21 protein-coding genes, 2 tRNA genes and 1 riboswitch are annotated in these 22,603 nt (G+C 69.6%); of the genes, 11 read left to right on the top strand and 12 right to left on the bottom strand.

Annotation, left to right across the window (positions count from 1 at the left end; all coding sequences use genetic code 11):
• Positions 1–48: 48 nt before the first annotated feature.
• The gene (locus D8I30_RS04045; RefSeq protein WP_121483379.1) at positions 49–2,241 is read right to left on the bottom strand and encodes a 3-hydroxyacyl-CoA dehydrogenase NAD-binding domain-containing protein; all 2,193 of its coding nucleotides are present in this window, start codon (positions 2,239–2,241) and stop codon (positions 49–51) included.
• Positions 2,242–2,258: 17 nt separating this feature from the next.
• Positions 2,259–3,464, bottom strand: coding sequence for an acetyl-CoA C-acetyltransferase (locus D8I30_RS04040; RefSeq protein ID WP_121481599.1), 1,206 nt, complete (start codon positions 3,462–3,464; stop codon positions 2,259–2,261).
• A gap of 285 nt (positions 3,465–3,749) precedes the next feature.
• Between D8I30_RS04040 and D8I30_RS04035 the strand changes: the two genes are divergently transcribed.
• Positions 3,750–4,331: a hemerythrin domain-containing protein gene (locus tag D8I30_RS04035; protein WP_240387319.1), complete on the top strand. Its 582-nt coding sequence runs from the start codon at positions 3,750–3,752 to the stop codon at positions 4,329–4,331.
• A gap of 34 nt (positions 4,332–4,365) precedes the next feature.
• Here D8I30_RS04035 and D8I30_RS04030 read toward each other — a convergent pair whose 3' ends face one another.
• The gene (locus tag D8I30_RS04030) at positions 4,366–5,595 is read right to left on the bottom strand and encodes a PQQ-dependent sugar dehydrogenase (RefSeq protein WP_121481598.1); all 1,230 of its coding nucleotides are present in this window, start codon (positions 5,593–5,595) and stop codon (positions 4,366–4,368) included.
• Between the two features lie 195 nt (positions 5,596–5,790).
• Between D8I30_RS04030 and D8I30_RS04025 the strand changes: the two genes are divergently transcribed.
• Positions 5,791–5,867, top strand: a tRNA-Met gene (locus tag D8I30_RS04025).
• Positions 5,868–5,996: 129 nt separating this feature from the next.
• Here the strand turns inward: D8I30_RS04025 and D8I30_RS04020 are convergent.
• Complete coding sequence (locus D8I30_RS04020) at positions 5,997–6,671, bottom strand: DUF6270 domain-containing protein (RefSeq protein ID WP_121481597.1); 675 nt, start codon at positions 6,669–6,671, stop codon at positions 5,997–5,999.
• A 106-nt stretch (positions 6,672–6,777) separates the two neighbouring features.
• Here D8I30_RS04020 and D8I30_RS14340 point away from each other — a divergent pair, with 106 nt between their 5' ends.
• The gene (locus tag D8I30_RS14340) at positions 6,778–6,930 is read left to right on the top strand and encodes a hypothetical protein (protein WP_162938801.1); all 153 of its coding nucleotides are present in this window, start codon (positions 6,778–6,780) and stop codon (positions 6,928–6,930) included.
• A 95-nt stretch (positions 6,931–7,025) separates the two neighbouring features.
• Positions 7,026–7,526 (top strand): Hsp20/alpha crystallin family protein, encoded by a 501-nt coding sequence (locus tag D8I30_RS04015; protein ID WP_121483377.1) that lies wholly within the window; start codon positions 7,026–7,028, stop codon positions 7,524–7,526.
• A 36-nt stretch (positions 7,527–7,562) separates the two neighbouring features.
• On the opposite strand, the gene D8I30_RS04010 is transcribed toward D8I30_RS04015, so the two are convergent.
• A complete protein-coding gene (locus D8I30_RS04010) occupies positions 7,563–7,790 on the bottom strand; it encodes a hypothetical protein (RefSeq protein WP_121481596.1) in 228 nt (75 codons plus the stop codon).
• A 93-nt stretch (positions 7,791–7,883) separates the two neighbouring features.
• Complete coding sequence (locus D8I30_RS04005; protein ID WP_121481595.1) at positions 7,884–8,474, bottom strand: manganese efflux pump MntP; 591 nt, start codon at positions 8,472–8,474, stop codon at positions 7,884–7,886.
• 7 nt (positions 8,475–8,481) lie between these two features.
• Positions 8,482–8,652: riboswitch (yybP-ykoY riboswitch) on the bottom strand.
• A gap of 130 nt (positions 8,653–8,782) precedes the next feature.
• Between D8I30_RS04005 and rlmN the strand changes: the two genes are divergently transcribed.
• The 3 genes from rlmN (at position 8,783) to D8I30_RS03990 (ending at position 11,364) form a co-directional block, all read left to right on the top strand.
• Positions 8,783–9,958, top strand: coding sequence for a 23S rRNA (adenine(2503)-C(2))-methyltransferase RlmN (gene rlmN / locus D8I30_RS04000; protein WP_121481594.1), 1,176 nt, complete (start codon positions 8,783–8,785; stop codon positions 9,956–9,958).
• A gap of 127 nt (positions 9,959–10,085) precedes the next feature.
• The gene (locus D8I30_RS03995) at positions 10,086–10,529 is read left to right on the top strand and encodes a DUF350 domain-containing protein (protein ID WP_121481593.1); all 444 of its coding nucleotides are present in this window, start codon (positions 10,086–10,088) and stop codon (positions 10,527–10,529) included.
• Between the two features lie 10 nt (positions 10,530–10,539).
• A complete protein-coding gene (locus tag D8I30_RS03990) occupies positions 10,540–11,364 on the top strand; it encodes a S1 family peptidase (protein ID WP_121481592.1) in 825 nt (274 codons plus the stop codon).
• Positions 11,365–11,370: 6 nt separating this feature from the next.
• On the opposite strand, the gene D8I30_RS03985 is transcribed toward D8I30_RS03990, so the two are convergent.
• The 3 genes from D8I30_RS03985 to D8I30_RS03975 form a co-directional block, all read right to left on the bottom strand.
• Complete coding sequence (locus D8I30_RS03985) at positions 11,371–12,405, bottom strand: tetratricopeptide repeat protein (RefSeq protein WP_121481591.1); 1,035 nt, start codon at positions 12,403–12,405, stop codon at positions 11,371–11,373.
• Between the two features lie 56 nt (positions 12,406–12,461).
• On the bottom strand, positions 12,462–15,320 hold the full coding sequence (locus D8I30_RS03980) for a M16 family metallopeptidase (RefSeq protein WP_121481590.1): 2,859 nt from the start codon (positions 15,318–15,320) through the stop codon (positions 12,462–12,464).
• A 109-nt stretch (positions 15,321–15,429) separates the two neighbouring features.
• Positions 15,430–16,305, bottom strand: coding sequence for an isoaspartyl peptidase/L-asparaginase family protein (locus D8I30_RS03975; protein WP_121481589.1), 876 nt, complete (start codon positions 16,303–16,305; stop codon positions 15,430–15,432).
• A gap of 107 nt (positions 16,306–16,412) precedes the next feature.
• On the opposite strand from D8I30_RS03975, the gene D8I30_RS03970 reads away from it, so the two are divergent.
• Complete coding sequence (locus D8I30_RS03970; RefSeq protein WP_121481588.1) at positions 16,413–17,411, top strand: NADPH:quinone oxidoreductase family protein; 999 nt, start codon at positions 16,413–16,415, stop codon at positions 17,409–17,411.
• A gap of 150 nt (positions 17,412–17,561) precedes the next feature.
• Here the strand turns inward: D8I30_RS03970 and D8I30_RS03965 are convergent, their stop codons facing one another.
• Positions 17,562–17,975, bottom strand: coding sequence for a YkvA family protein (locus D8I30_RS03965; RefSeq protein WP_121481587.1), 414 nt, complete (start codon positions 17,973–17,975; stop codon positions 17,562–17,564).
• Between the two features lie 55 nt (positions 17,976–18,030).
• Here D8I30_RS03965 and D8I30_RS03960 point away from each other — a divergent pair, with 55 nt between their 5' ends.
• The 3 genes from D8I30_RS03960 to lpdA all read left to right on the top strand — a co-directional run bounded on the left by D8I30_RS03960 (position 18,031) and on the right by lpdA (position 20,820).
• A complete protein-coding gene (locus tag D8I30_RS03960; RefSeq protein WP_121481586.1) occupies positions 18,031–18,813 on the top strand; it encodes an SDR family oxidoreductase in 783 nt (260 codons plus the stop codon).
• A 314-nt stretch (positions 18,814–19,127) separates the two neighbouring features.
• Positions 19,128–19,202: transfer RNA gene (locus D8I30_RS03955), tRNA-Gly, on the top strand.
• Between the two features lie 205 nt (positions 19,203–19,407).
• Positions 19,408–20,820, top strand: a complete 1,413-nt coding sequence (lpdA, locus tag D8I30_RS03950) for a dihydrolipoyl dehydrogenase (RefSeq protein WP_121481585.1) — start codon at positions 19,408–19,410, stop codon at positions 20,818–20,820.
• Between the two features lie 69 nt (positions 20,821–20,889).
• Here the strand turns inward: lpdA and D8I30_RS03945 are convergent, their stop codons facing one another.
• Both D8I30_RS03945 and D8I30_RS03940 read right to left on the bottom strand, forming a co-directional pair.
• Positions 20,890–22,005 carry an FUSC family protein gene (locus D8I30_RS03945; protein WP_121481584.1) on the bottom strand — a complete coding sequence of 372 codons (1,116 nt, stop codon included), beginning with the start codon at positions 22,003–22,005 and terminating at the stop codon, positions 20,890–20,892.
• On the bottom strand, positions 22,002–22,457 hold the full coding sequence (locus tag D8I30_RS03940) for a MarR family winged helix-turn-helix transcriptional regulator (protein WP_121483376.1): 456 nt from the start codon (positions 22,455–22,457) through the stop codon (positions 22,002–22,004). Before D8I30_RS03940 ends, D8I30_RS03945 begins: the two co-directional genes overlap by 4 nt.
• Between the last annotated feature and the right edge of the window lie 146 nt (positions 22,458–22,603).

Genomic DNA, 22,603 nt, shown 5'->3' with positions numbered 1-22,603 from the left:
GGGCGGCCCGCGAAGGCCGCCCTTTGCGTTTCAGTCTGAAGCTGAGCCTCAGGCCGCCTTCGTCTGCGGCGCGAAGCGGCCGTAGAAGGTCTCGTCCTTGGCGGCCATGTCGCGCAGAAGCTGCGGGACCTTGAAGCGGTCGCCGTATTTGGCGGCCAGTTCGTCGGCCTTGGCCACGAAGGTCTTCAGGCCGGTCTGGTCCATGAAGGTGATGGGGCCGCCGGTCCAGGGTGCGAAGCCCCAGCCGAGGATGGCGCCCAGGTCGCCCTCGCGCGGGTCGTCGATGACGCCTTCTTCCCAGCAACGGGCCACCTCGACCGCCTGGCGGTACAGCAGGCGGGTCTTCATCTCCTCGATGGCGGCGAAGGCCTCAGGCGTCTCGCCGAACTCGGCGCCCTTGGTGGTCGGGGCCAGGTCGTAGAGGCCAGGCCAGATGACCTTGGGCTTGCTGTCGTAGTCGTAGAAGCCCTTGCCGTTCTTGCGGCCGAAACGGCCCTGCTCGACCATGGTGGCGACGATCTGCTCGCCCTCGTTGGGGACGTACTTGTCGCCCAGATCCTCGCGGGTCTGCTTGGCGATCTTGTACGACAGGTCGAGCGCCACGTCGTCGTGCATCTCCAGCGGGCCGCGCGGCATACCGGTCATGCGGCCGACGTTGTCGATCAGCACGGGCGAATAGCCCTCTTCCAGCATGGCCATGCCTTCCATCAGGAAGGTGGAGAAGCAGCGCGAGGTGTAGAAGCCGCGGCTGTCGTTGACGACGATCGGCGTCTTCCTGATCTTCAGGACATAGTCCAGCGCCTTGGCCAGGGCCGCGTCGCCGGTCTTTTCGCCCATGATGATCTCGACCAGCATCATCTTGTCGACGGGCGAGAAGAAGTGGATGCCGATGAAGTCTTCCGGCCGCACGCTGGCCTCGGCCAGGCCGGTGATCGGCAGGGTCGAGGTGTTGGAGCCGAACACGGCGCCCTCGGCCAGCTGGGCCTCGGCGCGCTTGGTGACGTCGGCCTTGATCTCGCGGTTCTCGAACACGGCCTCGATGACCAGGTCCGAGCCCTTGATCAGGTCATAGTCCGTCGTCGCCGTCACCAGGGCCACGGTGGCGTCGAACTTCTCCTGCGTCATCTGACCGCGCGACAGGCGCTTCTTCAGCAGCTCCTCGACGTGGGCCTTGCCCTTGTCGGCGGCTTCCTGCGTCTGGTCGATCAGCACGGTTTTGATGCCAGCCATGACCTGAACATAGGCGATGCCTGCGCCCATCATGCCGGCGCCAAGAACGCTGACTTTCTTGGGGTCGGACTTGGGCACGCCTGCCGGGCGCACGGCGCCCTTGTCCAGTTCCTGCTTGGACAGGAACAGGCTGCGGATCATGGCCTGGGCCTGGGGCGTCATCAGGGTCTTGATGAAGTAGCGCGTCTCGATGCGCAGGCCCGCCTCGATGGGGACCTGCACGCCCTCATAGACGGCCTTCATCATGTTCAGCACGGCCGGGTAGTTGCCGTAGGACTGCTTGCGCAGGATGGCGTTGCCCATGATGAAGACCTGTGCGCCCGCCGGGTGGTAGGGGCCGCCGCCGGGGATCTTGAACTTGGGATCGTCCCACGGCTGGACGGCCTTGCCGCCGTTTTTGATCCAGGCCTTGGCGGCTTCGACCGACTGGCCCTTTTCGACGACCTCATGGACGACGCCGGCGCCCTTGGCGTCGTTCGGACGCCAGGACTTGCCCTCGGCCATCTGCATCAGGGCGTTCTGCACCCCGATCAGGCGCGTCAGGCGCTGGGTGCCGCCGCCGCCGGGGAAGAGGCCGACCTTGATCTCGGGCAGGCCCAGCTGGATCTTCGGGTCGTTCTCGACGACGCGATAGTGGCAGGCCAGGGTGAACTCCAGCCCGCCGCCCAGCGCCAGGCCGTTGATGGCCGCCGCCACCGGCTTGCCCGAGGTCTCCAGCGCGCGGAAGGCGCCGTTCAGCGCCCAGCCGGTGTCGAACGCCTTCTGCAGGTCGCCGCCGCCGGCCAGCATGCCCGAGGCCATGTCGCCCAGGTCCGCCCCGGCGCAGAAGCCCGTCGGCTTGCCCGAGGTGACGACCACGCCCTTGATGGCGTCGTCGGTCTTGATCTTCTCGACCAGGGCCGGGATCTCGGCGATGACGGCGCTAGTCAGGGTGTTCATCGAACGGCCCGGGACGTCGAAGGTGACGAGCGCGATGCCGTCGGCGTCGATGTCGATCTTGAAGTTTTCCATGGTCATAAGCTCCCGGATCAGACGCGTTCGATGACGGTGGCGGTGCCCATGCCGCCGCCGATGCACAGGGTGGCCAGGGCCGTCGACTTGTCCGAGCGCTCCAGCTCGTCCAGCACCGTGCCCAGGATCATGGCGCCGGTGGCGCCCAGCGGGTGGCCCATGGCGATGGCGCCGCCGCAGACGTTGATCTTGTCGTGCGGGATGTCGAGCGCCTGCATGTAGCGCAGCACCACGGCCGCGAAGGCCTCGTTCAGTTCATACAGGTCGATGTCGCCCGGCTGCATGCCCAGCTTGCCCAGCAGCTTGCGGGTGACGGGCTCGGGGCCGGTCAGCATGATCGACGGCTCAGAGCCGATGGAGGCGCCGCCCAGAATCTTGGCGCGCGGCTTCAAGCCCAGCGCTTCGCCCATTTCCTTGGTGCCGATCAGCACGCCCGCGGCGCCGTCGACGATGCCGGACGAGTTGCCGGGGGTGTGGACGTGGTTGACGCTGGCGACCTCGGGGTAGCGCTGGCCGATCACGGCGTCGAAGCCCATGCCGCCCATCATGACGAAGGAGGGATTGAGCCCGCCCAGGATCTGCATGTCCGTGTTCGGACGAATGGTCTCGTCGTGGTCCAGCTGGGTCAGGCCGAGCTGGTTCCTGACCGCGATCACCGACTTGTCGAAGCGGCGCTCGGCCCAGGAGCGGGCGGCGCGCTTGTGGCTTTCGACCGAATAGGCGTCCACGTCGTCGCGGCTGAAGCCGTATTTGGTGGCGATCATGTCGGCCGAGACGCCTTGCGGCACGAAATAGGTCGGGAAGGCCGACGAGGGGTCGGTCGGCCAGGCGCCGCCGTCGGAACCCATCGGCACGCGGCTCATGGCTTCCACGCCGCCGCCGACGGCCATGCCCGCTTCGCCCGACTTCACCTTGGCGGCGGCCACGTTCACGGCCTCCAGGCCCGAGGCACAGAAGCGGTTAATCTGGAAGCCCGCCGTCGCCTGGTCCCAGCCGGCGGCCAGAACGGCGGTGCGCGCGATGTCGGCGCCCTGTTCGCCCACCGGCGAGACGCAGCCCAGGATCACGTCGTCGACCTTGGCGGTGTCCAGGCCGTTCCGATCGCGCAGCGCTTCCAGAACCTGGCTGGCCAGGCTCAGGGCGGTGATCTCGTGCAGGCTGCCGTCCTTCTTGCCCTTGCCGCGCGGGGTGCGCACGGCGTCGTAAATGTAGGCGTCGGCCATGGAGCGTCTCTCTTTTTCGGCGTCCCTATGCTCGGCGCGCGGCGCCTCGCGGCTTGAGGGACAGGTGGCGTCTCGGGTCCCGCGCGGCGGGCGGACGGGTCCGATCGTCGCGTCTGGAGTGGAAACTCGATCCGTTAGAAAGCCGACGTTTACGTCAACGTCAAGTAACAAGGCGCGTGAGAGCGTCGGGGCGAGGCCGCGAACAATTCGCATCTAGCGGGGCCGGAGGAACGGGGGCGGTCCAGGGGGCTTCCCCCTTCGACCCCATTTGCAAGGAGCACAGTCGTGACCCAGGACTATGACGACATGGACGCCGTCGCCATGCTGAAGGCGGACCACCGCAAGGTGGCGGACATCTTCGCCCAGTTCGAGAAGGCGCGCGGCAAGGACCGCAAGCAGAAGCTGGCCGAGCAGGCCTGCCTAGAACTCAAGGTCCACACCATTCTCGAGGAGGAGATCTTCTATCCGGCCTGCCGTCGGGTGGTGGAGACCGACATGCTCAACGAGGCCTATGTCGAGCACGACGCGGCCAAGCTGATGATCAACGACATCGAGGCCGGCGGCCCGGACGAGGCCTTCTACGACGCCAAGGTCAAGGTCCTCTCCGAGATGATCATGCACCATGTCGAGGAGGAGGAAAAACGCTCCGAGGGCCTGTTCAGCCTGGCCCGCGCGGCGGGTCTGGACATGGACGACCTGGCCGACCAGATGCGGGCGCGCAAGAAGACCGCCATGGCCCGACTCCAGGGCCATCCGGAAATCCCCGCCGAGACCCACGTCTTTCACGGCGAGGACAACGCCTTCGCCCTGGCCGAGGCGCCGATGCGTCGCCGGGGCGGCGGCCTGGAGATGCAGGAGGCCCGCTGACCTCCTGCCTCCGGCGGTCCGCCGGCGGCCCGGCCTAGCGGGCGGCGGCCAGGCGGACCAGCTTGCCGTTCTCCTCGTCGGTGATGACCCAGACGGCGCCGTCGGGGCCGACGGCCACGTCGCGGATGCGTTCGCCCAGGCCGGTCAGGAGCCGCTCCTCGCCGACCACGCGGCCGTCCTTGAGCACGAGGCGAGCCAGGTGCTTGCTCCCCAGGCCGCCGATCAGCAGGTTCCCCCGCCAGCCGGGGAACATGGCGCCGTCGTAGAAGGTCATGCCGCCCGGCGCGATCACCGGGTCCCAGTAATAGACCGGCTGCTCTGTCCCCTCGCGGGCCGTGACGGCGTCGGGGATGGCCTGGCCATTGTACTCGATGCCGTAGGCCACGCCGGGCCAGCCGTAGTTGGCGCCCGGCTTCTCCAGGTTCAGCTCGTCGCCGCCGCGCGTGCCGTGCTCGATGGTCCAGACCGCGCCCGTGCCCGGCTGGACGGCGATCCCCTGCATGTTGCGGTGGCCCAGGGACCAGATCTCGGGCCGGGCGCCCTCGCGCCCGACGAAGGGGTTGTCGGCCGGGACCGAGCCGTCGGCGTTGATGCGGATGGTCTTGCCCATGTGCGAGCCCAGGTCCTGGGCCTGGGGCCGCATCGGCTTGTCGGAGCGCTCGCCCAGGGTGATGAACAGCTTGCCGTCCGGGGCGAAGGCCAGGGAGGAGCCGAAATGCTTGTCCCCGTCATAGGTCGGCAGGGCGTGGAAGAGGACCTGGACGTTCTCGACCTTGCTCAGGTCGGCGGACAGGCGGCCGCGCGCCACGGCGGTGCCGTTGCCGCCCTCGCGCGGCTCGGCGTAGCTCCAGTAGATCAGGCGGTCCTGGGCGAAGCCGGGGCTGAGGATCACGTCCAGCAGGCCGCCCTGGCCCCGGGCCGCGACGGCGGGCAGGCCGGCGACGGGAGCCCCGATCGCGCCCTCGGCCGTGACCACGCGCAGGCGGCCGGGCTTCTCCGTCACCAGCCAGCGGCGGTCGGGCAGCAGGGCCAGGCCCCAGGGATGCTCCAGCCCTTCGGCCACGACCTGATGCCGCATGGCGACCGCGGTGCTGACCGACGGCGCGCGGGTCTGGCCGTCGAAGGCCGGCTTCTGGTCGGGGTTGTTCGGCGGCCGGGTCTCGACCGGAGCGCCCGTCGCGGCGGGGGCGTCCTGCCCATTGGCGCCACAGGCGGCGGCGAGAACCAGGACGGCGGCGGAGGCGGCGAGGAAGGCGGGACGCATGGCGGCTCCTGAACAGCGTGACGTAGCCGGACAGAATGAAGCGTCGCCGCGCTTTGCGCGAGCCGAAACGCGCCGCGACCGATCGTCCCGCGCGAAATCCGCGACGAAGCGGCTTGAACCGGACGAAAGGCGGCGATATACGCACCCCTCTCGCGCCTGACGGTCGTTCGCGACCCGCGTGAGACACCCGTATGGGGTTGGGTAGCTCAGATGGTTAGAGCGGTGGATTCATAACCCACAGGTCGGCGGTTCGATCCCGCCTCCAACCACCACGGACTTCTTCCAAAAACGGAGTGATGTTTCCGTCTCGCTCGTCGCGCGAGCGTTTCGGGCTGCGCTGGCCGCCTTGAGGCGGCGGGGCGCCGCCTGTGTAGCGCGGTCTGTGTGACAGCCTCTATTCTCTACGCTGTCAGCATGTCGAATTGCGATATAAAATAATCATAATATTGTTGCGTGTAGTGATACGGCGCAGGTCCCCATTTGTGGCTCGGATCAGGCAGCCTGAGGCTTTCGTCCACTGTTATGGATGGGCATTTCAGCTCGTCGCCGACGGCGTCATAATATTGGTCTAGGGCGGCGTTCATGGGGCCGGAGAGCTCGTCGCCGCTTAGCCAATAGGCTCTGTGGAGGATGATGGGCCTTCCCTTGGCTGCTTCACGCAGCGCGTCGCAGAAACGGGGCACTGCGGCCAAGGTGGCGCTGATTGTGCGTGGCTCCACGGCTCGCCAATGCTCCCATCCCGCGCAAGCCGCCGGGGGGAAGGCGGTAGAAAGCGTCATGACGCTGTTGCGATCTGTGCGTGTGGAGAAACGCTCGTCGATCAGGTCGACCAGCAAGACTTCAGCCTGGCTTGCCGCAAGCATCGCAAACGACTGTTTGCGCGTGGCGGCCAGCATCGCGCGGATGTCGAACCCTTCCGGCTGAAGGTGTGAAAGGGCAAGCTCGACAGAGTTGTCGCGGGGAGACACCGCGGCCCTGATGGTTTGACGCGCGACATAGGTGAGGACGTCGCTGTCGCGCCCGGTGAAACCGAAAGCGTCACGCGTCACGCAAGAGCCGAAAATCGCTACTTTCATAGAGGGCTTCTAACGAGCCCGCCGGCGTCCGGCTACTGCCCTGCTCGCGCATCCGTTTCTCCAGGCCCGCGCCTGAACCGAAGACGGTCCGGTCCGTTGTCGGGCCATGCCGTTCGTTCTCGTCGCCATTGGAGCCTTGATGCTGGCGGTCATCCTCACCGGGGTCGACCGCGCCGTCACCGGCGATCGGCGGCGACCGACGGACCGTGACGCGGACGGCGAGCCGGACGAACGGGACGGGCCAGCCAAGGGGCTCTAGGCGCGGGCGGCCGTCGTTTTTGACGCGGCGGGGAAACCCGGCCCGGCGCAGGCGGTTTGAGTTGGGGGGGGCGCATTGTCATGAAGGAAGCCGCCATGCCTGATCAAAGCCTCACCCCGCAACGCTCGCTGACGCCGGGGGCGTTCGAGCGGGACCCCTTCGCCTCGATGCGACGCGAGCTGGAGCGCCTGGCCGGCGACTTCTGGCGTCTGCCGGAGGCGCGTTCCTTCGCGGCCGAGAGCATGAAGCCCTGGTCCGCCGTCGTCTGGCCCAGCCTGGAGCTGCGCGAGACCGACAAGGCCTATCACGTCACCGCCGACCTGGCTGGGGTGGAGCAGAAGGACCTGCAGATCGACCTGAACGACAATGTGCTGACGCTGCAAGGCGAGCGCCGCGACGAACGCAGCGCCGCCAGCGGCGACCGCTGCTACACCGAGCGCGCCTACGGCCGCTTCGAGCGGCGCATCCCCTTCGATCAGGAGGTCGACGCCGACCGGGTCGAGGCCCGCATCAAGAACGGGGTGCTGGACATCGAGATCCCCAAGAGCGAGCGCGCCCGCTCCAGGGCGCACCGGATCGAGGTCAAGCCCGGCTGAAGCCGGCCGAGAGACGGGCCGTCAGGGCGGGACCGATCAGTATTGGGGGATGCGCGAGGCGCCGCCCGTGATCTTGCAGACAAATTCCGTCTGGGGGCGGCCGGTCTCGTGCCCGGTGGGCGCCAGTATGCCGCCGCGCGCCGTGCATTCGGCCTGCAGCTGGTCCAACTCCTGCTGGTAGGTGGGCGGGGTGCGGCCGGTGGCGCAGGCGGTCAGGCCCAGAGGGGCGGCGAAAGCGATGATGACGGCGAGGGGGGCGCGCATGGAAGGTCTCCTTGGACGGCTGAAACGGTCGGTCGGCGGCGACGTTCCGCCGCCGCGCCGCGCCTGACAAGGGTGAGGCCGGGCGGGCGAGGATCAGACGGCCAGAAAGCCCAGATGCTCCAGCAGGATTTTCAGGCCCAGGGCGATCAGGGCGACGCCGCCGACCAGTTCGACGATCTTGCCCAGGCGCGACCCGACCGCCTTGCCGATCAGCAGGCCCAACGTCGCCAGGGCGAAGGTGGTGGCCCCGATGCAGGCGGCGATGAGCCAGATGTTGGCGTCCAGCAGCGCCAGGCCGACGCCGACCGCGCCCGCGTCGATGGAGGTGCCGACGGCGGTGGCGACCAGGGCGACCAGGCCACGCGACGCCGCCTTGCCGCCGCTCGGGGCGTCCTCGCCCTCGGCTTCCTCGTCGCGCTTCAGCGCCTCCCAGATCATCTTGCCGCCGACCGCGCCCAGCAGGCCGAAGGCGATCCAGTGGTCGATGGCCTGGACGAAGGCGGCGGCGGCCACGCCCAAGGCGAAGCCGATCAGGGGGGTGATGGCCTCGATGACCCCGAAGACCAGGCCCGAGCGCAGAGCCTGGGGCAGGGTGGGGCGATGCTGGGCGCCGCGGCCGATGGCGGCGGCGAAGGCGTCGGCGGACATGCTGACGGACAGGATGGCGATGGCGATGGGGGACATTATGGAAAAACACTCTCGGCCGGACGCATGACAGCACGCTCCACGCACGGGCCGGCCCCGCGGGTGCAGCATGCTGGTCTCGCTAGGCGGAGGTGATCCGCTGATCGCGCCATGCCCCGCGACGGAGCAAGCATGTTGACGCGATCCCGGCTGGGATATGCCGGAAGCTACTCCCCAACGGCCGCCCCTCTAGCCGCCCGGCCTGCGTCGATCAACCCCCGCGGGCCCGCTCGCCTGGTCAAAGGCGACAAGCGCCCCCATCTGTGCTAGACGCCGCCCCTCGCCCCATCGCCGCAGGACATCCGCCCTTGAGCATCACGCTCGATCTTTCGCGCGCCAGCGCTTCGGTCAAGACGCCCGTCAACCTCAGCGGTCTGACGCGCGAGGAACTGCGCCAGGCTCTGATCGACGCCGAAATCTGCCCGCCGGAGAAGGCCAGGATGCGCGCCTCCCAGGTGTGGCGCTGGATCCACCACTACGGCGTGACCGACTTCGCCCTGATGAGCGACGTGGCCAAGGACACGCGCGCGAAACTGGCCGAAGCCTTTACCCTGGCCCGCCCCGAGATCGTCGAGCGCCAGGTGTCCAAGGACGGCACGCGCAAATGGCTGATCCGCACGGCGCCGGGCATCGAGATCGAGACCGTCTACATCCCGGACGTCGGCCGCGCCGGCGCCCTGTGCGTCTCGTCCCAGGTCGGCTGCACCCTGAACTGCACCTTCTGCCACACGGGGACGCAGAAGCTGGTCCGCAACCTGACCACGGCCGAGATCGTGGCCCAGGTCCAGGTGGCGCGCGACGACCTGGACGAGTGGCCCTCGCCCAAGGAAGACCGCCGCCTGTCCAACATCGTCTTCATGGGCATGGGCGAGCCGCTCTACAATCTCGACCACGTCGCCAACGCCATCGACATCATCTCCGACAACGAGGGCATCGCCCTGTCGCGGCGCCGGATCACCGTGTCGACCTCGGGCGTCGTGCCGCAGCTGAACGCCCTGGGCGAGCGGACGGCGGCCATGCTGGCCATCAGCCTGCACGCCACCAACGATCCCTTGCGCGACCAGCTGGTGCCGCTGAACAAGAAGTATCCGCTGGATCAGCTGATGGCCGCCATCCGCGCCTATCCCGGCCTTTCCAACGCGCGCCGGGTGACGTTCGAATACGTCATGCTGAAGGGCGTCAACGACAGCCCGGCCGAGGCGCGCGCCCTGGTCAAGCTGATCGAGGGCATTCCGTCCAAGGTGAACCTGATCCCGTTCAACCCCTGGCCCGGCACCGACTATCAGTGCTCGGACTGGAAGACGATCGAGACCTTCGCCGCCATCCTGAACAAGGCCGGCTACGCCTCGCCCATCCGCACCCCGCGCGGCCGCGACATCCTGGCTGCCTGCGGCCAGCTGAAGTCCGAAAGCGAGAAGCTGCGCGCCTCGGCCCGGCTCAAGGCCGAGCGCGAGGAGGCCGAAGGCGAGGCCGACGCCGCCTGAGCGCGGGCGTCGCCCCTCGCTTTGTCCGCCGACTGTGGCCGCGGCGCCCTAGCGCGACGGCCAAGCCTTCGGGCATTGGGTGTTTTGCTTTCGTTCCCTTCAGGCTGGGAGGCTTGGGTTCGTCGTCATGGAGACCTCGTCGCTGCCGGGCGTGCTGTCCACCCCTGAGCTCCAGGCCTTTGCGACGGGCTTTCCCATCCTGATGCTGCACCTGCTGGTCACCTTCGGCCTGCTGGGCGTCGGGGCCGCCGTCTATGCCCTGCTGACGCCGTGGCGCGAGATCGCCCTGATCCGCCAGGGCAACCTCGCCGCCGCGATCGCCTTCGCCGGGGTGCTGCTCGGTCTGGCCATCCCGCTGGCGGTGTCGCTGTCCGTGGCCACCTCGATCCGCGACATCGCCATCTGGGGCGTGGCGACGGTGGTGCTGCAACTGCTGGCCTTCCGCGTCGTCGACCTGCTGCTGACCGGCCTGCCGCAACGCATCGAGAAGGGCGAGGCGCCCGCCGCCGTGGTCCTGGCCGGGGCCAAGCTGTCCACCGCCCTGATCCTGGCCGCGGCCCTGACGGGCTGAGGGGGCCGCCTTGCGCTTTCCCCACCTGCCGGACTGGATGATCTACGCCGCGGTGATCGGCGTCATCCTGGCGGCGTCCCTGAGCCGGGGCGAACGGGCCGACGCCCCCCACGACCTGCATGATGACGAGACGGCGGGGCCCTTGCTCGGGCCGATCACGCCCTTCGACCCTTCCGTCACCGTGGCGGCGCCGGACGACTTCCAGCCGGTGTCGGGCACGGCCTTCTCCATCGCCGGCGACGGCCGCTGGATTACCGCGCGCCACGTGGTCGAGGGCTGCCGTAAGCCGGCCCTGGTGATCGACAAGACCCGCGCCCTGGCCGCCGACGTGCGCCTGGCCGCGCGGGCGGACGTCGCCCTGCTGCTGACCGACGGGGGGCCGCCCGCCCTGCCGATCGCCTCCCAGGCGCCGCTCTACAAGGGCCAGCGCGCCTTCCATCCCGGCTTTCCGCAAGGTCGGCCCGGCGAGGTGGCGTCGCGCCTGATCGGCCGCGAGACCCTGCGCATCCGCGGCCATCGCTCCTATGACGAGCCGGTGCTGGCCTGGGCCGAGGCCGGGCGGACCAAGGGCCTGAAGGGCACGCTGTCGGGCCTGTCCGGGGCGCCGGTGCTGGACCGGCGCGGGCGGGTGCTGGGCGTGACCATCGCCGAGTCGCCCCGGCGCGGCCGCATCTACACCACGGCGCCCGACACCTTCGTGCCGACCGTCGGCGCCCAGCAGCGCGCCGACGAACAGGCCCTCGGCCAGGCCGTCACGACCCAGAACTACGGCGCCGTCGCCGACCGGCTGCGCCGCGACCTGCGCGTAGCCCAGGTGGTGTGCCTGACGACGTGACGGAACCTAGCGCGGCGCGCCGTGACCCCGGAGCCATTTCGCCTTGGCGGCGTCGATGTCGGCGCGGGGAAGCTGAGACAGGGGTTCGGCGAACTGCCTCAGCAAGGTCGCGGCGTTGGCGTCGCCGCCTTCAGCGGCCAGCTCTACATAGGCCGCGCCCTTGACTGGGTCGCTGGCGCCGCCCTGGCCGACCAGCATCATCATGCCGAGACCGCGCAGGGCGTGGGCCGAGCCGCCCTCCGCCGCGCGCGCATACCAGAGGCGCGCCTCGGCGGCATCGGGAGCTACGCCTTGTCCCCTGGCCAGCATGACCGCCAATGAGATCATGCCGCTTTCGAAATTCTGTTCCGCGGCTTGGCGAACATAGCGGTACGCCGTCGCGACATCGGAGGAGGCCCCGCCGCTTATCAGAAGCATGCCGAGATTCCATTGGGCGCGCGGGTCGCCGCTGTCCGCAGCAAGGGTTAGGTGAGTGCGAGCGGCGTCGCGGTCGACCGGCACGCCCCAGCCGTTCTGGTAGGCGCGTCCTAGTAGGAATTGGGCGTCGAAGTTGCCTGGGTCAGCCCTGACGGCCGTTTGTATCAGCCGAGTTCCCCTTTCCAGATCCCGTTGGACGCCCGCGCCGAAGAGATAGGCCCGGCCCAGGGGGTAGGCCGCGACGGGCTGGTACATCTCATCCAGGCCCTCGAGCCAGGCGACGGCTTCCGCGTCGTCGGCAGGGTCGTCGTTCGTTAATCGCCGCATGCCGATGTTCAGGCGCGCATTTTGCGAGCCGCCCTGGAGGGCTTGCGCCCAGAGGTGTTCTGACCGTTCAGGGTCGCCTCCGGTGATTTCGAGTGCGGTCGCCAACGAAGCGGTCGCTTCGACATCACCGCCGTCCGCCAGCCGTTCCAATGCGGCGACGGCTGCAGCGGGATCGGTCTGAAGCAGCGTCAGGGCGTCGTCCAGCGGATCGGGCGCGGGCGACAGCGTCTGCACAGGCGACCAGGTCAGCCAGATCGTTCCGGCCGCCAGAAGGGCGGCGGGTCCTGTTTTCAGCATAGCGCGGTTCTCCGATTTCCAGCTTGGCCGGAAATCGGAGCCCGTGGCAAGCAGCCCTACTTCAGCGTCGCGCTGTCCAGGTTCAGCTCGGTCAGGAGGATGACCTCGACGCTGGGATATTTCGCCCGCAGGTCGTCGATGAATTTCGAGGCGTCGCCGACGATCACCAGGCTGGCACGGTCCGTCGGCAGATGGCGGGCGAAGGCGGCCTCGACCTGCTCCGGCGTGACCGCGCGGACGCGCCCGGCGTAGGCCGCCAGGTCGCTCATCGGCAGGTCGTAGAGGGCCAGGTTGGCGACCAGGCCGCCCAGGCCGTCCACCGTCTCCAGCGAGCGGCCGAAGCCGCCGATCAGGGTCGCGCGGCGCGGAGCCAGTTCGGCCTCGGTCGCCTGGGTGGTTCCCAGCTTGGCGATCTCGGCCAGGATCAGGTCGGCCACCTCGGTCGCCGATTCATTCTTGGTCTGGGTCGAGGCGGAGAAGACCCCGGTCTGCTGCAGGGCGCCCACCGAGGAGCGGGCGCCGTAGCTGAGGCCGCGCTTGATGCGGATCTCCTGGTTCAGCCGCGAGGAGAAGCCGCCGCCCAGCAGGGTGTTGCCCAGCGTCAGCGGGAAGTAGTCGGCGTCGGTGCGGCTGATGCCGCGGATGGCGGCGACGACCGCCGCCTGGCCGGCGCCCGGCTGGTCGATGACGACGACGCGCGGGGCCAGGGCTTGGCCCGCCTTGTCGATGGCGGCGGGGGCGGGCGCGGCCGGCTCGCGCCAGTCGCCGAAGGCCGCCTGCGCCAGCTGGCGCGCCTCGGCCGGGGTCACGGCGCCCGAGAAGACGAGGGTGGCCCGCGACGGGCGATAGCGGGCGGCGTGGAAGGCGGCCACGTCCTCCCGCGTCAGGGCCGGAATGCTGGTCAGGGTGCCGCCGCCCGGCGCGGCGTAGGGGGCGTCGCCGTAGATGACGCGGCCGACCGACTGGGAGGCGATGGAGCCCGGCTGGCTCAGCGCCACGCGCAGGCCGTCCAGGGTCTGGGACTGCTGCCGCTCCAGCTCCTCCTGGGCGAAGGCCGGATGGCGCACCAGGTCGGCCATCAGAGTCAGGGCGCGGCCGAACACGTCCTTGGGCGCATTGGCGTAGACGTTGGTGAAGTCGGCGCCCGAGCCCGCGCCGACATTGGCGCCCAGTTGCTCGATGGCGGTGGCGATCTCGGGGGCGGACTTCGTCGCCGTGCCCTGGGTCAGCAGGGCGGCGGTCATGGCGGCTGTGCCCGGCTTGCCCGCCGGGTCATGGGCCGAGCCGGCGTCGAAATTCAGCCGCGCCGAGACCAGGGGCAGGCCGTCGGTCGGAGCGACCAGGACGCGCATCCCGTTCGCCAGGCGGAAGTCGGCGATGGCCGGGGTGGCGGGCGACACCTCGGCGCCCGGCTCGGGCAGGCGGGCGCGCTCGGCTTCGGGCAGCAGGACCGCGATCGGACCGGCCGGGGCCAGGGCGGCGACCGTCACCGGGGCGTCGACGTTCTTCGTCTGCTCGCTGGCCGGGTTCTCGTCGTCGGCGGGCAGGTAGTTGATGGTGATCTGGCGCTGCGGCGTCAGATAGCGGCGCGCCACGCGCTGCACGTCGGCGGCGGTGACGGCCTGGATCTCGGCGATCTCGCGGTCGGCGGCGGTCGCGTCGCCGGTCATGATCAGGGCCATGCCCAGGGTGGTGGCGCGGTCGTCGATGCTCTCGCGGCCGCGCAGGGCGTCGGCCACCAGCTCGTTCTTGGCCTCGGCCAGTTCGGCGGCGGTGACGGGGGCGTCGCGCAGGCGGGCGATCTCGGCCTCCAGCGCGGCCTGGCCGGTCTCGGGCGACTGGCCGTTGGCCATGATGGCGTAGGCGGTCAGATTGCCCGCCTGCTGGGCGAAGTCGGGGTTGGAGCCGATCGAGACGGCGATCTGCTTGTCATAGACGAGCGAGCGATAGAGGCGGCTGGACTCGCCCGTCGACAGGATGCCGTCCAGCACCGTCAGCGCCGCGCGGTCGGCGTCGCGATAGGCCACGGTGTTCCAGGCCAGCACCACGGCGGGCAGGGGCACGTTGGGCGCATGGAAGGTCGCGGTGCGCGGGCCGCTCGGCTCGGGCTCCTTGACGTCGTTGGCGGGCATGGGCGCGGCCGGGCGCTTCAGCGGGGCGAAATACTGGTCGATCCAGCCGTCCAGCTGGGCCTGGTCGAAATTGCCCGCCACGATCAGCATGGCGTTGTCCGGCCGGTAGTAGGTGGCGTGGAAGCGCAGCACGTCGTCCAGCGTCGCGGCGTCCAGCTCCTCGATCGAGCCGATGCCCGGACGGCGATAGGGGTGGTCCTGATAGATGGTCTCGGGCGCGAACAGGCCGAACAGACGGCCGTAGGGGCTGGCCAGGATGCGCTGGCGGTATTCCTCCTTCACCACGTCGCGCTCGGACTCGAAGGTCGGCTGGTCGACGACCAGGGAGCCCATGCGGTCGGCCTCGGCGAAGAGGATGCGCTGCAGGTGGTTGGCGGGGACGACCTCGTAATAGGCGGTCACGTCGTCGGCGGTGAAGGCGTTGTTCATGCCGCCGACGTCCTCGGTCAGACGGTCGAACGTCTCCGACGGCATGTTCCTGGTCGCCTTGAACAGCAGGTGTTCGAACAGGTGGGCGAAGCCCGAGCGGCCCGCCGGATCGTCCTTGGAGCCGACGCGGTACCAGACCTGGACCGTGACGTTCGAGGTCGAGGCGTCGCGCGCCGTATAGACCTCCATGCCGTTGGCCAGCACCCGCTTGTGGAAGCCCAGCGGCGGCACCTCGACTCCGCCCTGAGCGGCGGCGGTGGCGACGGCGGGGGCCTTGGCCCAGGCGGGGGCGGCGGCGGGCAGGCCGAGCAGCAGGGCCGAGGCGCAGGCGGTCAGGATCAGGCGGGTCTTCATGCGGCAGGTCTCCGACGCCCGCCGGACACGGGCCGCCGAAGCCTAGCAGGGCGAAAACCCGCCGCGCACCTTACGGAGATGTAATGAAACGCGGCGGCCCGGCGGGGCCTTACCGCCCGAACACGTCCACCCCGACGGTCCCGTCGGTCGCCAGCCAGGCGCGCTTCATGCCCTGGCTGTTGTAGGGGGCGGCGATATTGCCCTCGCGGTCCAGGGCGATCAGGCCGCCGTCCCCGCCCAGGGCGCCGATGCGGTCGATGGCGTCCTGCGAGGCGTCGGCCAGCGACCGGCCCGCGGCTACGCCGATGGCGGTGCGCACGGCGGCGGCCACGCGGATGAAATACTCGCCCTGGCCGGTGCAGGAGACGGCGGCGTGCTCGTCGGCCCAGGTTCCGGCGGCGGGGATCGGCGTATCGCCGACGCGGCCCGGCATCTTGCCGAAGACGCCCGCCGTCGAGGTGGCCGCGGCCAGGCGGCCCTGGCTGTCCAGCACGCAGCAGCCGACGGTGCCGTGGCCCAGCATGCTCGGGGGATGATTGTCCTCGCCCTTTCCGGCGCCGGTGAACCAGGCGGCCGGATCCTCGACCCGCTCCAGCCCCTGTTCGGCGGCGAAGCGGGCGGCGCCGCTGCCGGCCAGCATGACGTGGGGGGTGCGGTCCATCACCGCGCGGGCGGCGACGACCGGGTTGCGGAAGCCCTGCAGGGCGGCGACCGCCCCGGCCTTGCCCGTGGCGCCGTCCATCAGACTGGCGTCCAGCTCATAGTCGCCCGCCAGGTTGGGCGAGGCGCCGCGCCCGGCGACGTAGAGGCCGGAATCCTCGAGCATGACGACCGCCTCGACCGCCACGTCCAGGGCCGAGGCGCCGGCGTCCAGCCGCGCCTTCATGGCCTCCACGACCGCGCGCATCTGCACCACTTCGGCGTCGTAGTTGCGCTCGCGCCGGGCCCCGGCGCCGCCGTGAAGGATGAGGGCGGGTTTCGCCATGATCGTCTCCTCAGAATCGTTCGGCCTCTTTGCATCGGGCCGAGGCCTGATTAGCGTCTCGGTCATGTCGGCGCCATGGCCGACGGGGGATGCCGAAAGAGCCTTTCATGCGTGCAGTGCTGTCCAAGACGCCCGGCGGTCCCGAGGCTCTGGTCGTCGAGGAGGTGATGGACCCCACGCCCGGCCCGGGCGAGGTGGTGATCGAGGTCAAGGCCGTGGGCATCAACTACCCCGACGCCCTGATCATCGCCGACAAATACCAGTTCAAGCCGGAGCGCCCCTTCTCGCCGGGGGCGGAGGTCGCGGGCGTCGTCGACGCGGTCGGCGAGGGGGTGAAGGGCGTCTTCCGCGGCGACCGCGTGGTGGCCGTGCCCGGCTGGGGCGGCCTGGTCGAGCGGCTGAAGGTGCGGGCCGACAGCCTGATCCCCATGCCCGACGGCATGGACTTCGAGACGGCGGCCGCCTTCATCCTGACCTATGGCACCAGCTATTACGCCCTGAAGGACCGGGCCAACCTGCAGCCGGGCGAGACCCTGCTGGTCCTGGGCGCGGCGGGGGGCGTCGGCGCCGCCGCCGTCGAACTGGGCAAGGCCATGGGCGCGCGCGTGGTCGCCGCCGCCTCGACCAACGACAAGGTCGAGTTCGCCCTCGACCTGGGCGCCGACAACGGCCTGATCTACCCCTCCGGCCCGATGGACAAGGCGGCTCAGAAGGCGCTGGCGGGCGAGTTCAAGCTGGCGACCGGCCGCGACGGGGCGGACGTGGTGTTCGACGGCGTCGGCGGCGACTACGCCGAGCCGGCCCTGCGCGCCATGGACTGGAACGGCCGCTATCTGGTCGTCGGCTTCCCGGCGGGGATTCCCTCCCTGCCGTTGAACCTGACCCTGCTGAAGTCGGCATCGGTGATCGGGGTCTTCTGGGGCGCGGCCATCGCGCGCGATCCGGCCGCCCACGCCGCCAACATGGCCGAACTGATGCAGCTCTACCGCGAGGGCAAGATCCGGCCGCGCATCAGCCGCACCTTCCCCCTGGAGCGCGCCCATGAGGCCATCCAGGCCCTGAGCGACCGCACGGCTGTCGGCAAGATCGTGGTGACGGTGGATTGACGTGCCCCTTCTCCCCTTGTGGGAGAAGGTGGCTCGCGAAGCGAGACGGATGAGGGGTTGCGGGACAATCAACTCGCAGCCTTCATCCGAGGTCGCGAGACCCCTCATCCGGCCCTGACGGGCCACCTTCTCCCACAAGGGGAGAAGGGCCTACGTCTCCTCCTCCTCCTCCTCCCGGAGCCGCTTCAGCGCCTGCGCCGCCTGCTCATGGTGGCGCGGCTTCAGGTGCGCGCCCAGGGTCGCCAGCACCGCCGCGATCACGGCTGCGTCGTCGGTGAAGCCGATGCCGGCGAAGACGTCGGGAATGGCGTCCACCGGCATGACGAAATAGGCCAGGGCGCCCAGCATGATCCCCTTGGCCGCCAGCGGCGTCTTGGGGTCCTGGGTCGCGTACCAGGCGGCCAGGGCCTGGCCGGCGAAGGGGATGCGGGCGGCGTTGCGCCGCATCTTGGGCCAGAAGCCCCGGCGCACGCGCATCTCGTTCACCTTCTGCACGGCGGGAACCAGGGCCGTCTCGGGATTGACGGCGTCATCGGGCGACATTCCGTTGGTCTTTGCGGTCATGGCCGCTAAATCCTCGCACGAGCACTCGGTTCATTCGAATATAGGGACGACTTCCATGAAACTCGACGCTTCGATCGCGGCGGTGGTGACGGGCGGGGCCTCGGGCCTTGGCGAAGGCACGGCGCGCGCCCTGGCGGCCAAGGGCGTCAAGGTCGCCCTGTTCGACCTGAACGAGGAGCGCGGCGAGGTCATCGCCCGGGAGATCGGCGGCGTCTTCTGCAAGGTCGACGTGACCTCGGACGAGAGCGTGGCCGCCGGCTTCGCCAAGGCCCGCGCCGCCCACGGCCAGGAGCGCCTGACCGTCAACTGCGCCGGGATCGCCACCGGCCAGAAGACCGTCAGCCGCAAGAAGGACACCGGCGAGATCCGCGCCCACGACATGGCCCAGTTCGAGCGCACCGTCTCGATCAACCTGTTCGGCACCTTCCGCGTCCTGTCGCAGTCGGCGGCGGGCATGGTCACGCTGGAGCCCATGGCCGACGGCGAGCGCGGCCTGATCGTCAACACCGCCTCGGTCGCGGCCCAGGACGGCCAGATCGGCCAGGCGGCCTATTCGGCCTCCAAGGGCGGCGTCTATTCGATGACCCTGCCCATCGCGCGCGACCTGATGAACGAGGGCGTGCGGGTCAACACCATCCTGCCGGGCATCATGTGGACGCCGATGATGGCCGGCATGGACCAGAAGGTGCAGGACGCCCTGGCCGCCATGATCCCCTTCCCCAAGCGCCTGGGCACGCCCGCCGACTACGCCGCCCTGGCCCTGCACCTGGCCGAGAACACCTACATCAACGGCGAATGCATCCGCCTGGACGGGGCCATTCGTCTCGCCCCGCGCTGAGGCGAGGGGCTGGAAGGCCGCTATCGCTCGCCGCGCGGCGGCTCGCTGCCTGAGCGGGCTCCCGCGCGCGTGTTCGCCATAGAGCCGTCATCCTCGGGTCAAGCCCGAGGATGACGGCCGAGGGGGTGGCGGAGGAGGCCGGGGCGGCTGCGAGGGCTGGTTCCGAAGGGCGTCACAGGCCGTCCCGGCATCCGCGCTACAAGTCCGAACGAGGGTTTGAAAGAAAAACGAAAAAGGGGGCTTGCGCGATCCGAAGAAGGTCCGCTATACGCCCCCTCCTCGACGGGGAGCACACACATCGCTCCCAACGGAGTGCGGGCGTAGCTCAGGGGTAGAGCATCACCTTGCCAAGGTGAGGGTCGGGCGTTCGAATCGCCTCGCCCGCTCCAGTCGAAGCGGTGAAAACGGGGTCCGGTCGCAAGATCGGGCCCCGTTTCGCTTTTCCGCCCATTGTGTCTCCGTCCGCATGGCCGTGCGCGCGATCGGGGCCTATATGGGCCGTGGCGGTTGACCCCGCCGGGAGCGGCGCTAGTGTCCGCGCCGCTTCCTTCCCAGCGCCTTCCTTATCCAGCGCCAGACCGATCAGAGGACCTCATGGCCGACGCCGCTTCCCAGACCTATGACGTGGTGATCATCGGGGGCGGGCCGGGCGGCTACAACGCCGCCATCCGCGCCGGCCAACTGGGCCTCAAGGCCGCCCTGGTCGAGAAGCGCGCCACGCTTGGCGGCACCTGCCTGAACGTCGGCTGCATGCCGTCCAAGGCCCTGCTGCACGCTTCGGAGCTGTATGAGGCCGCCAACGTCGAATTCGCCGGCATCGGCATCGAGGTGAAGCCCAAGCTGAACCTGGCCCAGATGCACAAGGCCAAGGACGACAGCGTCGAGGCCCTGACCAAGGGCATCGAATTCCTGATGAAGAAGAACAAGGTCGACGTGGTGAAGGGCTTCGGCCGCATCGCCGGCGCCGGCAAGGTCGAGGTCGAAGCCGAGGGCGGCGCCAAGACCACGCTCGAAACCAAAAACATCATCATCGCCACGGGCTCCGAGCCGACCCCGCTGCCGGGCGTCGCCTTCGAGGACGGCAAGGTCATCGACTCGACCGGCGCCCTGTTCCTGCCCAAGGTGCCCAAGCACCTGATCGTCATCGGCGCGGGCGTCATCGGTCTCGAGCTCGGCTCGGTCTGGCGCCGTCTGGGCGCCCAGGTCACGGTCGTCGAGTTCCTGGACAAGGTCGGCGCGGGCATGGACGGCGAAGTCGCCACCGCCTTCCAGCGCGGCCTGACCAAGCAGGGCATGACCTTCCGCATGGGCACCAAGGTCACCGGCGCCCAGACGTCCAAGGACGGCGTCGAGCTGACCCTCGAACCCGCCAAGGGCGGCGCGGCGGAGACGCTGAAGGGCGACGTGGTGCTGGTCGCCATCGGCCGCCGTCCCTACACGCAAGGCCTGGGGCTGGAGACGGTCGGCGTCACGCCGGACGCGCGCGGCTTCATCGCCAACGACCACTTCAAGACCTCGGCGCCGGGCGTCTGGGTCATCGGCGACGTGACGCACGGCCCGATGCTGGCCCACAAGGCCGAGGAAGACGCCGTGGCCGTGATCGAACTGATCGCGGGCAAGCCGGGCCACGTCGACTACGACTTGGTGCCGTCGGTCATCTACACCGGCCCGGAAGTGGCCTGGGTCGGCAAGACCGAAGAGGCGCTGAAGGCCGCGGGCGTCAACTTCAAGAAGGGCAAGTTCCCCTTCGCCGCCAACAGCCGCGCCAAGATCAACCACGAGACCGACGGCTTCGTGAAGGTCCTGGCCGACGCCGCGACCGACAAGGTCCTGGGCGTCCACATCTACGGCCCGCAGGCCGGCGAGCTGATCGGCGAGGCCTGCATGACCATGGCCTTCGGCGGCTCGTCCGAGGACATCGCCCGCACCTGCCACCCGCACCCGACCCGCTCCGAAGCCGTCCGCCAGGCGGCTATGGGCGTCGAAGGCTGGACCATGCAAGCCTAAGCTTCTTCGGTTAGTCCGAAATCAGAACGGCGCGCTCCGCACGGGGCGCGCCGTTTTTGTTAAGGCGGGTCAATCGGTGCGGACTCGGCGCCGCGCCAGATGGGTTCGCTCATCCGCCGACGAAAAGGCCACGGACAGGACGACGCCCACGGCCACCCCGATCAGGGTCTCCAGGATGCGGTCCGAGGCCATGTCGGGACCGACCGCGCGGCCCGCGCCCAGATAGGTCATCAGCAGGGCCATCGGCGTCACCAGCACCTGACCCAGGGCGTAGTTGACGCCGATCACCATCTCGGTGAGCAGCTGAAGCGCGGCCAGCGCCGCGATCAGAATCCAGACGGACGGGTCCTGCAGAAGCAGCAGCCAGGCCAGCAGGGCGCCGATCACGGTCCCGCCCATGCGCTGCAGGGCGCGGTTCATGACGATGTGCAACTGAGGGCCCTGCATGACCGCCAGGGCCCCCATGGCGGCCCAGGCCGGATGCTGGCCGTCGAGGACCAGGCTGGCCCCGATGGCCAGGGCCGCGCCGGCCACGGTGCGGGCGGCCGCGATCAGGCGGCTCCTGAGCGGCGGCAGGGGGTCTTCGGGCGTGTCGCGCGCGGGCGGCGGCGCATGGCGGACGGCTTCCGTCGCCAGGCAGATCAGCCAGGCCAGGGCGGCGACGATCGCCGTGGCCGCGCTTCGTTCGACGACCTGGCCCAGGGTGAGTTCGGGCGCCATGGCCGCGCTGGCGGCGAAGACGAAGATCAGGGCTCCCGGCGCGCCGAACCGGCCGGCGATGCTGACGAACAGGGCGACGCCGCACCAGAGGGCGAGCAGGATCAGCTGAAGCCCCTGCGACGCGCCCAGCCAGGCGGCGAGCGACATCAGCAGGACCGCCGCCGTCTGGAGCAGGCCGCATTGCAGCACGATGCTCTGGCGGCGCCCGGCCGGCGCGAAGCGGCCGAAGAGGGCGACGAGCGCGCCGAGCGAGGCGAAGCCGATCAGTTGCGCCCACGGCGACAGCACGACGAGGGGCAGGGCGACGGCGACGGTCAGGGCGGCCTGGAACCCCGCCAGCGTCGCATTGCGGAGCGACGCCTGGCGCGTCAGGCTCAGGCTGTCCTTGAACTGTTCGGGATGCAGCAGCAGGCGGGCGGCGTCCCTTCGCCGTGTCCGCGCGGGCTGGAGTTGCGGCGAGGTCAAGACGACCGCCCTTCCCCCTGTTCGCGTTCCGCCATGCGCCGCTCGATGGCGTGGAAATGCCCGAGCATGACGCCGAGGTCGGCGTCCGACAGGTCGACCAGCATGGCCTCCTCCGCCGTCCGCAGGGCGCCCTGAATCCGGGCGACGCGCTGCTCGCCGTCTCGTGTCAGATGGATCAGCCGGGCGCGTCCGTCGCTGGCGTCGCGGCGCCGCTCGATCAGGCCGTCGCGCTCGAGAATGTCGAGCACCCGCACCAGGCTGGAGCCGTCGACGCCGACCAGGGCGGCGAGATCCTTCTGCGCCAGGCCGCCGCCCGTGGCGTCGAGGTGAACCAGCGGAACCCAGGTGGCGTCGGTCAGGCCCGTCGCGGCCAGATGCGCCTCGATCAGCCTGCGCCAGCGCCGCGCCAGTAGGGAGAAGGTGACGCCGAACCGCGCGCGGTCAGGGGACATGTCGATCATAGATCGATGGGTATTGGTATTTAATTTGAATTGCAAATCAAATTGATTTGCAACGCCCGCAGCCTGACCGGCGGCGGCCGACCGGATCCCGGCTTCGGTTGCTGGCCGATCCTTGTTGTGCGAGGGTGAACGAAGAG

It is taken from the genome of Brevundimonas naejangsanensis (assembly GCF_003627995.1).
GTDB lineage: Bacteria > Pseudomonadota > Alphaproteobacteria > Caulobacterales > Caulobacteraceae > Brevundimonas > Brevundimonas naejangsanensis_B.
Note: the sequence above shows the minus strand (reverse complement) of the source record. Positions and strands in the feature narration are given on the sequence as shown.

Excerpts from the sequence above, each read along its gene's own strand:
- D8I30_RS04045 (WP_121483379.1), bottom strand. The coding sequence starts at position 2,241 with ATGGAAAACTTCAAGATCGACATCGACGCCGACGGCATCGCGCTCGTC.
- D8I30_RS04040 (WP_121481599.1), bottom strand. The coding sequence starts at position 3,464 with ATGGCCGACGCCTACATTTACGACGCCGTGCGCACCCCGCGCGGCAAG.
- D8I30_RS04030 (WP_121481598.1), bottom strand. The coding sequence starts at position 5,595 with ATGCGTCCCGCCTTCCTCGCCGCCTCCGCCGCCGTCCTGGTTCTCGCC.
- D8I30_RS04020 (WP_121481597.1), bottom strand. The coding sequence starts at position 6,671 with ATGAAAGTAGCGATTTTCGGCTCTTGCGTGACGCGTGACGCTTTCGGT.
- D8I30_RS14340 (WP_162938801.1), top strand. The coding sequence starts at position 6,778 with ATGCCGTTCGTTCTCGTCGCCATTGGAGCCTTGATGCTGGCGGTCATC.
- D8I30_RS04015 (WP_121483377.1), top strand. The coding sequence starts at position 7,026 with ATGCCTGATCAAAGCCTCACCCCGCAACGCTCGCTGACGCCGGGGGCG.
- D8I30_RS04010 (WP_121481596.1), bottom strand. The coding sequence starts at position 7,790 with ATGCGCGCCCCCCTCGCCGTCATCATCGCTTTCGCCGCCCCTCTGGGC.
- D8I30_RS04005 (WP_121481595.1), bottom strand. The coding sequence starts at position 8,474 with ATGTCCCCCATCGCCATCGCCATCCTGTCCGTCAGCATGTCCGCCGAC.
- D8I30_RS03995 (WP_121481593.1), top strand. The coding sequence starts at position 10,086 with ATGGAGACCTCGTCGCTGCCGGGCGTGCTGTCCACCCCTGAGCTCCAG.
- D8I30_RS03985 (WP_121481591.1), bottom strand. The coding sequence starts at position 12,405 with ATGCTGAAAACAGGACCCGCCGCCCTTCTGGCGGCCGGAACGATCTGG.
- D8I30_RS03980 (WP_121481590.1), bottom strand. The coding sequence starts at position 15,320 with ATGAAGACCCGCCTGATCCTGACCGCCTGCGCCTCGGCCCTGCTGCTC.
- D8I30_RS03975 (WP_121481589.1), bottom strand. The coding sequence starts at position 16,305 with ATGGCGAAACCCGCCCTCATCCTTCACGGCGGCGCCGGGGCCCGGCGC.
- D8I30_RS03970 (WP_121481588.1), top strand. The coding sequence starts at position 16,413 with ATGCGTGCAGTGCTGTCCAAGACGCCCGGCGGTCCCGAGGCTCTGGTC.
- D8I30_RS03965 (WP_121481587.1), bottom strand. The coding sequence starts at position 17,975 with ATGACCGCAAAGACCAACGGAATGTCGCCCGATGACGCCGTCAATCCC.
- D8I30_RS03960 (WP_121481586.1), top strand. The coding sequence starts at position 18,031 with ATGAAACTCGACGCTTCGATCGCGGCGGTGGTGACGGGCGGGGCCTCG.
- lpdA (WP_121481585.1), top strand. The coding sequence starts at position 19,408 with ATGGCCGACGCCGCTTCCCAGACCTATGACGTGGTGATCATCGGGGGC.
- D8I30_RS03940 (WP_121483376.1), bottom strand. The coding sequence starts at position 22,457 with ATGTCCCCTGACCGCGCGCGGTTCGGCGTCACCTTCTCCCTACTGGCG.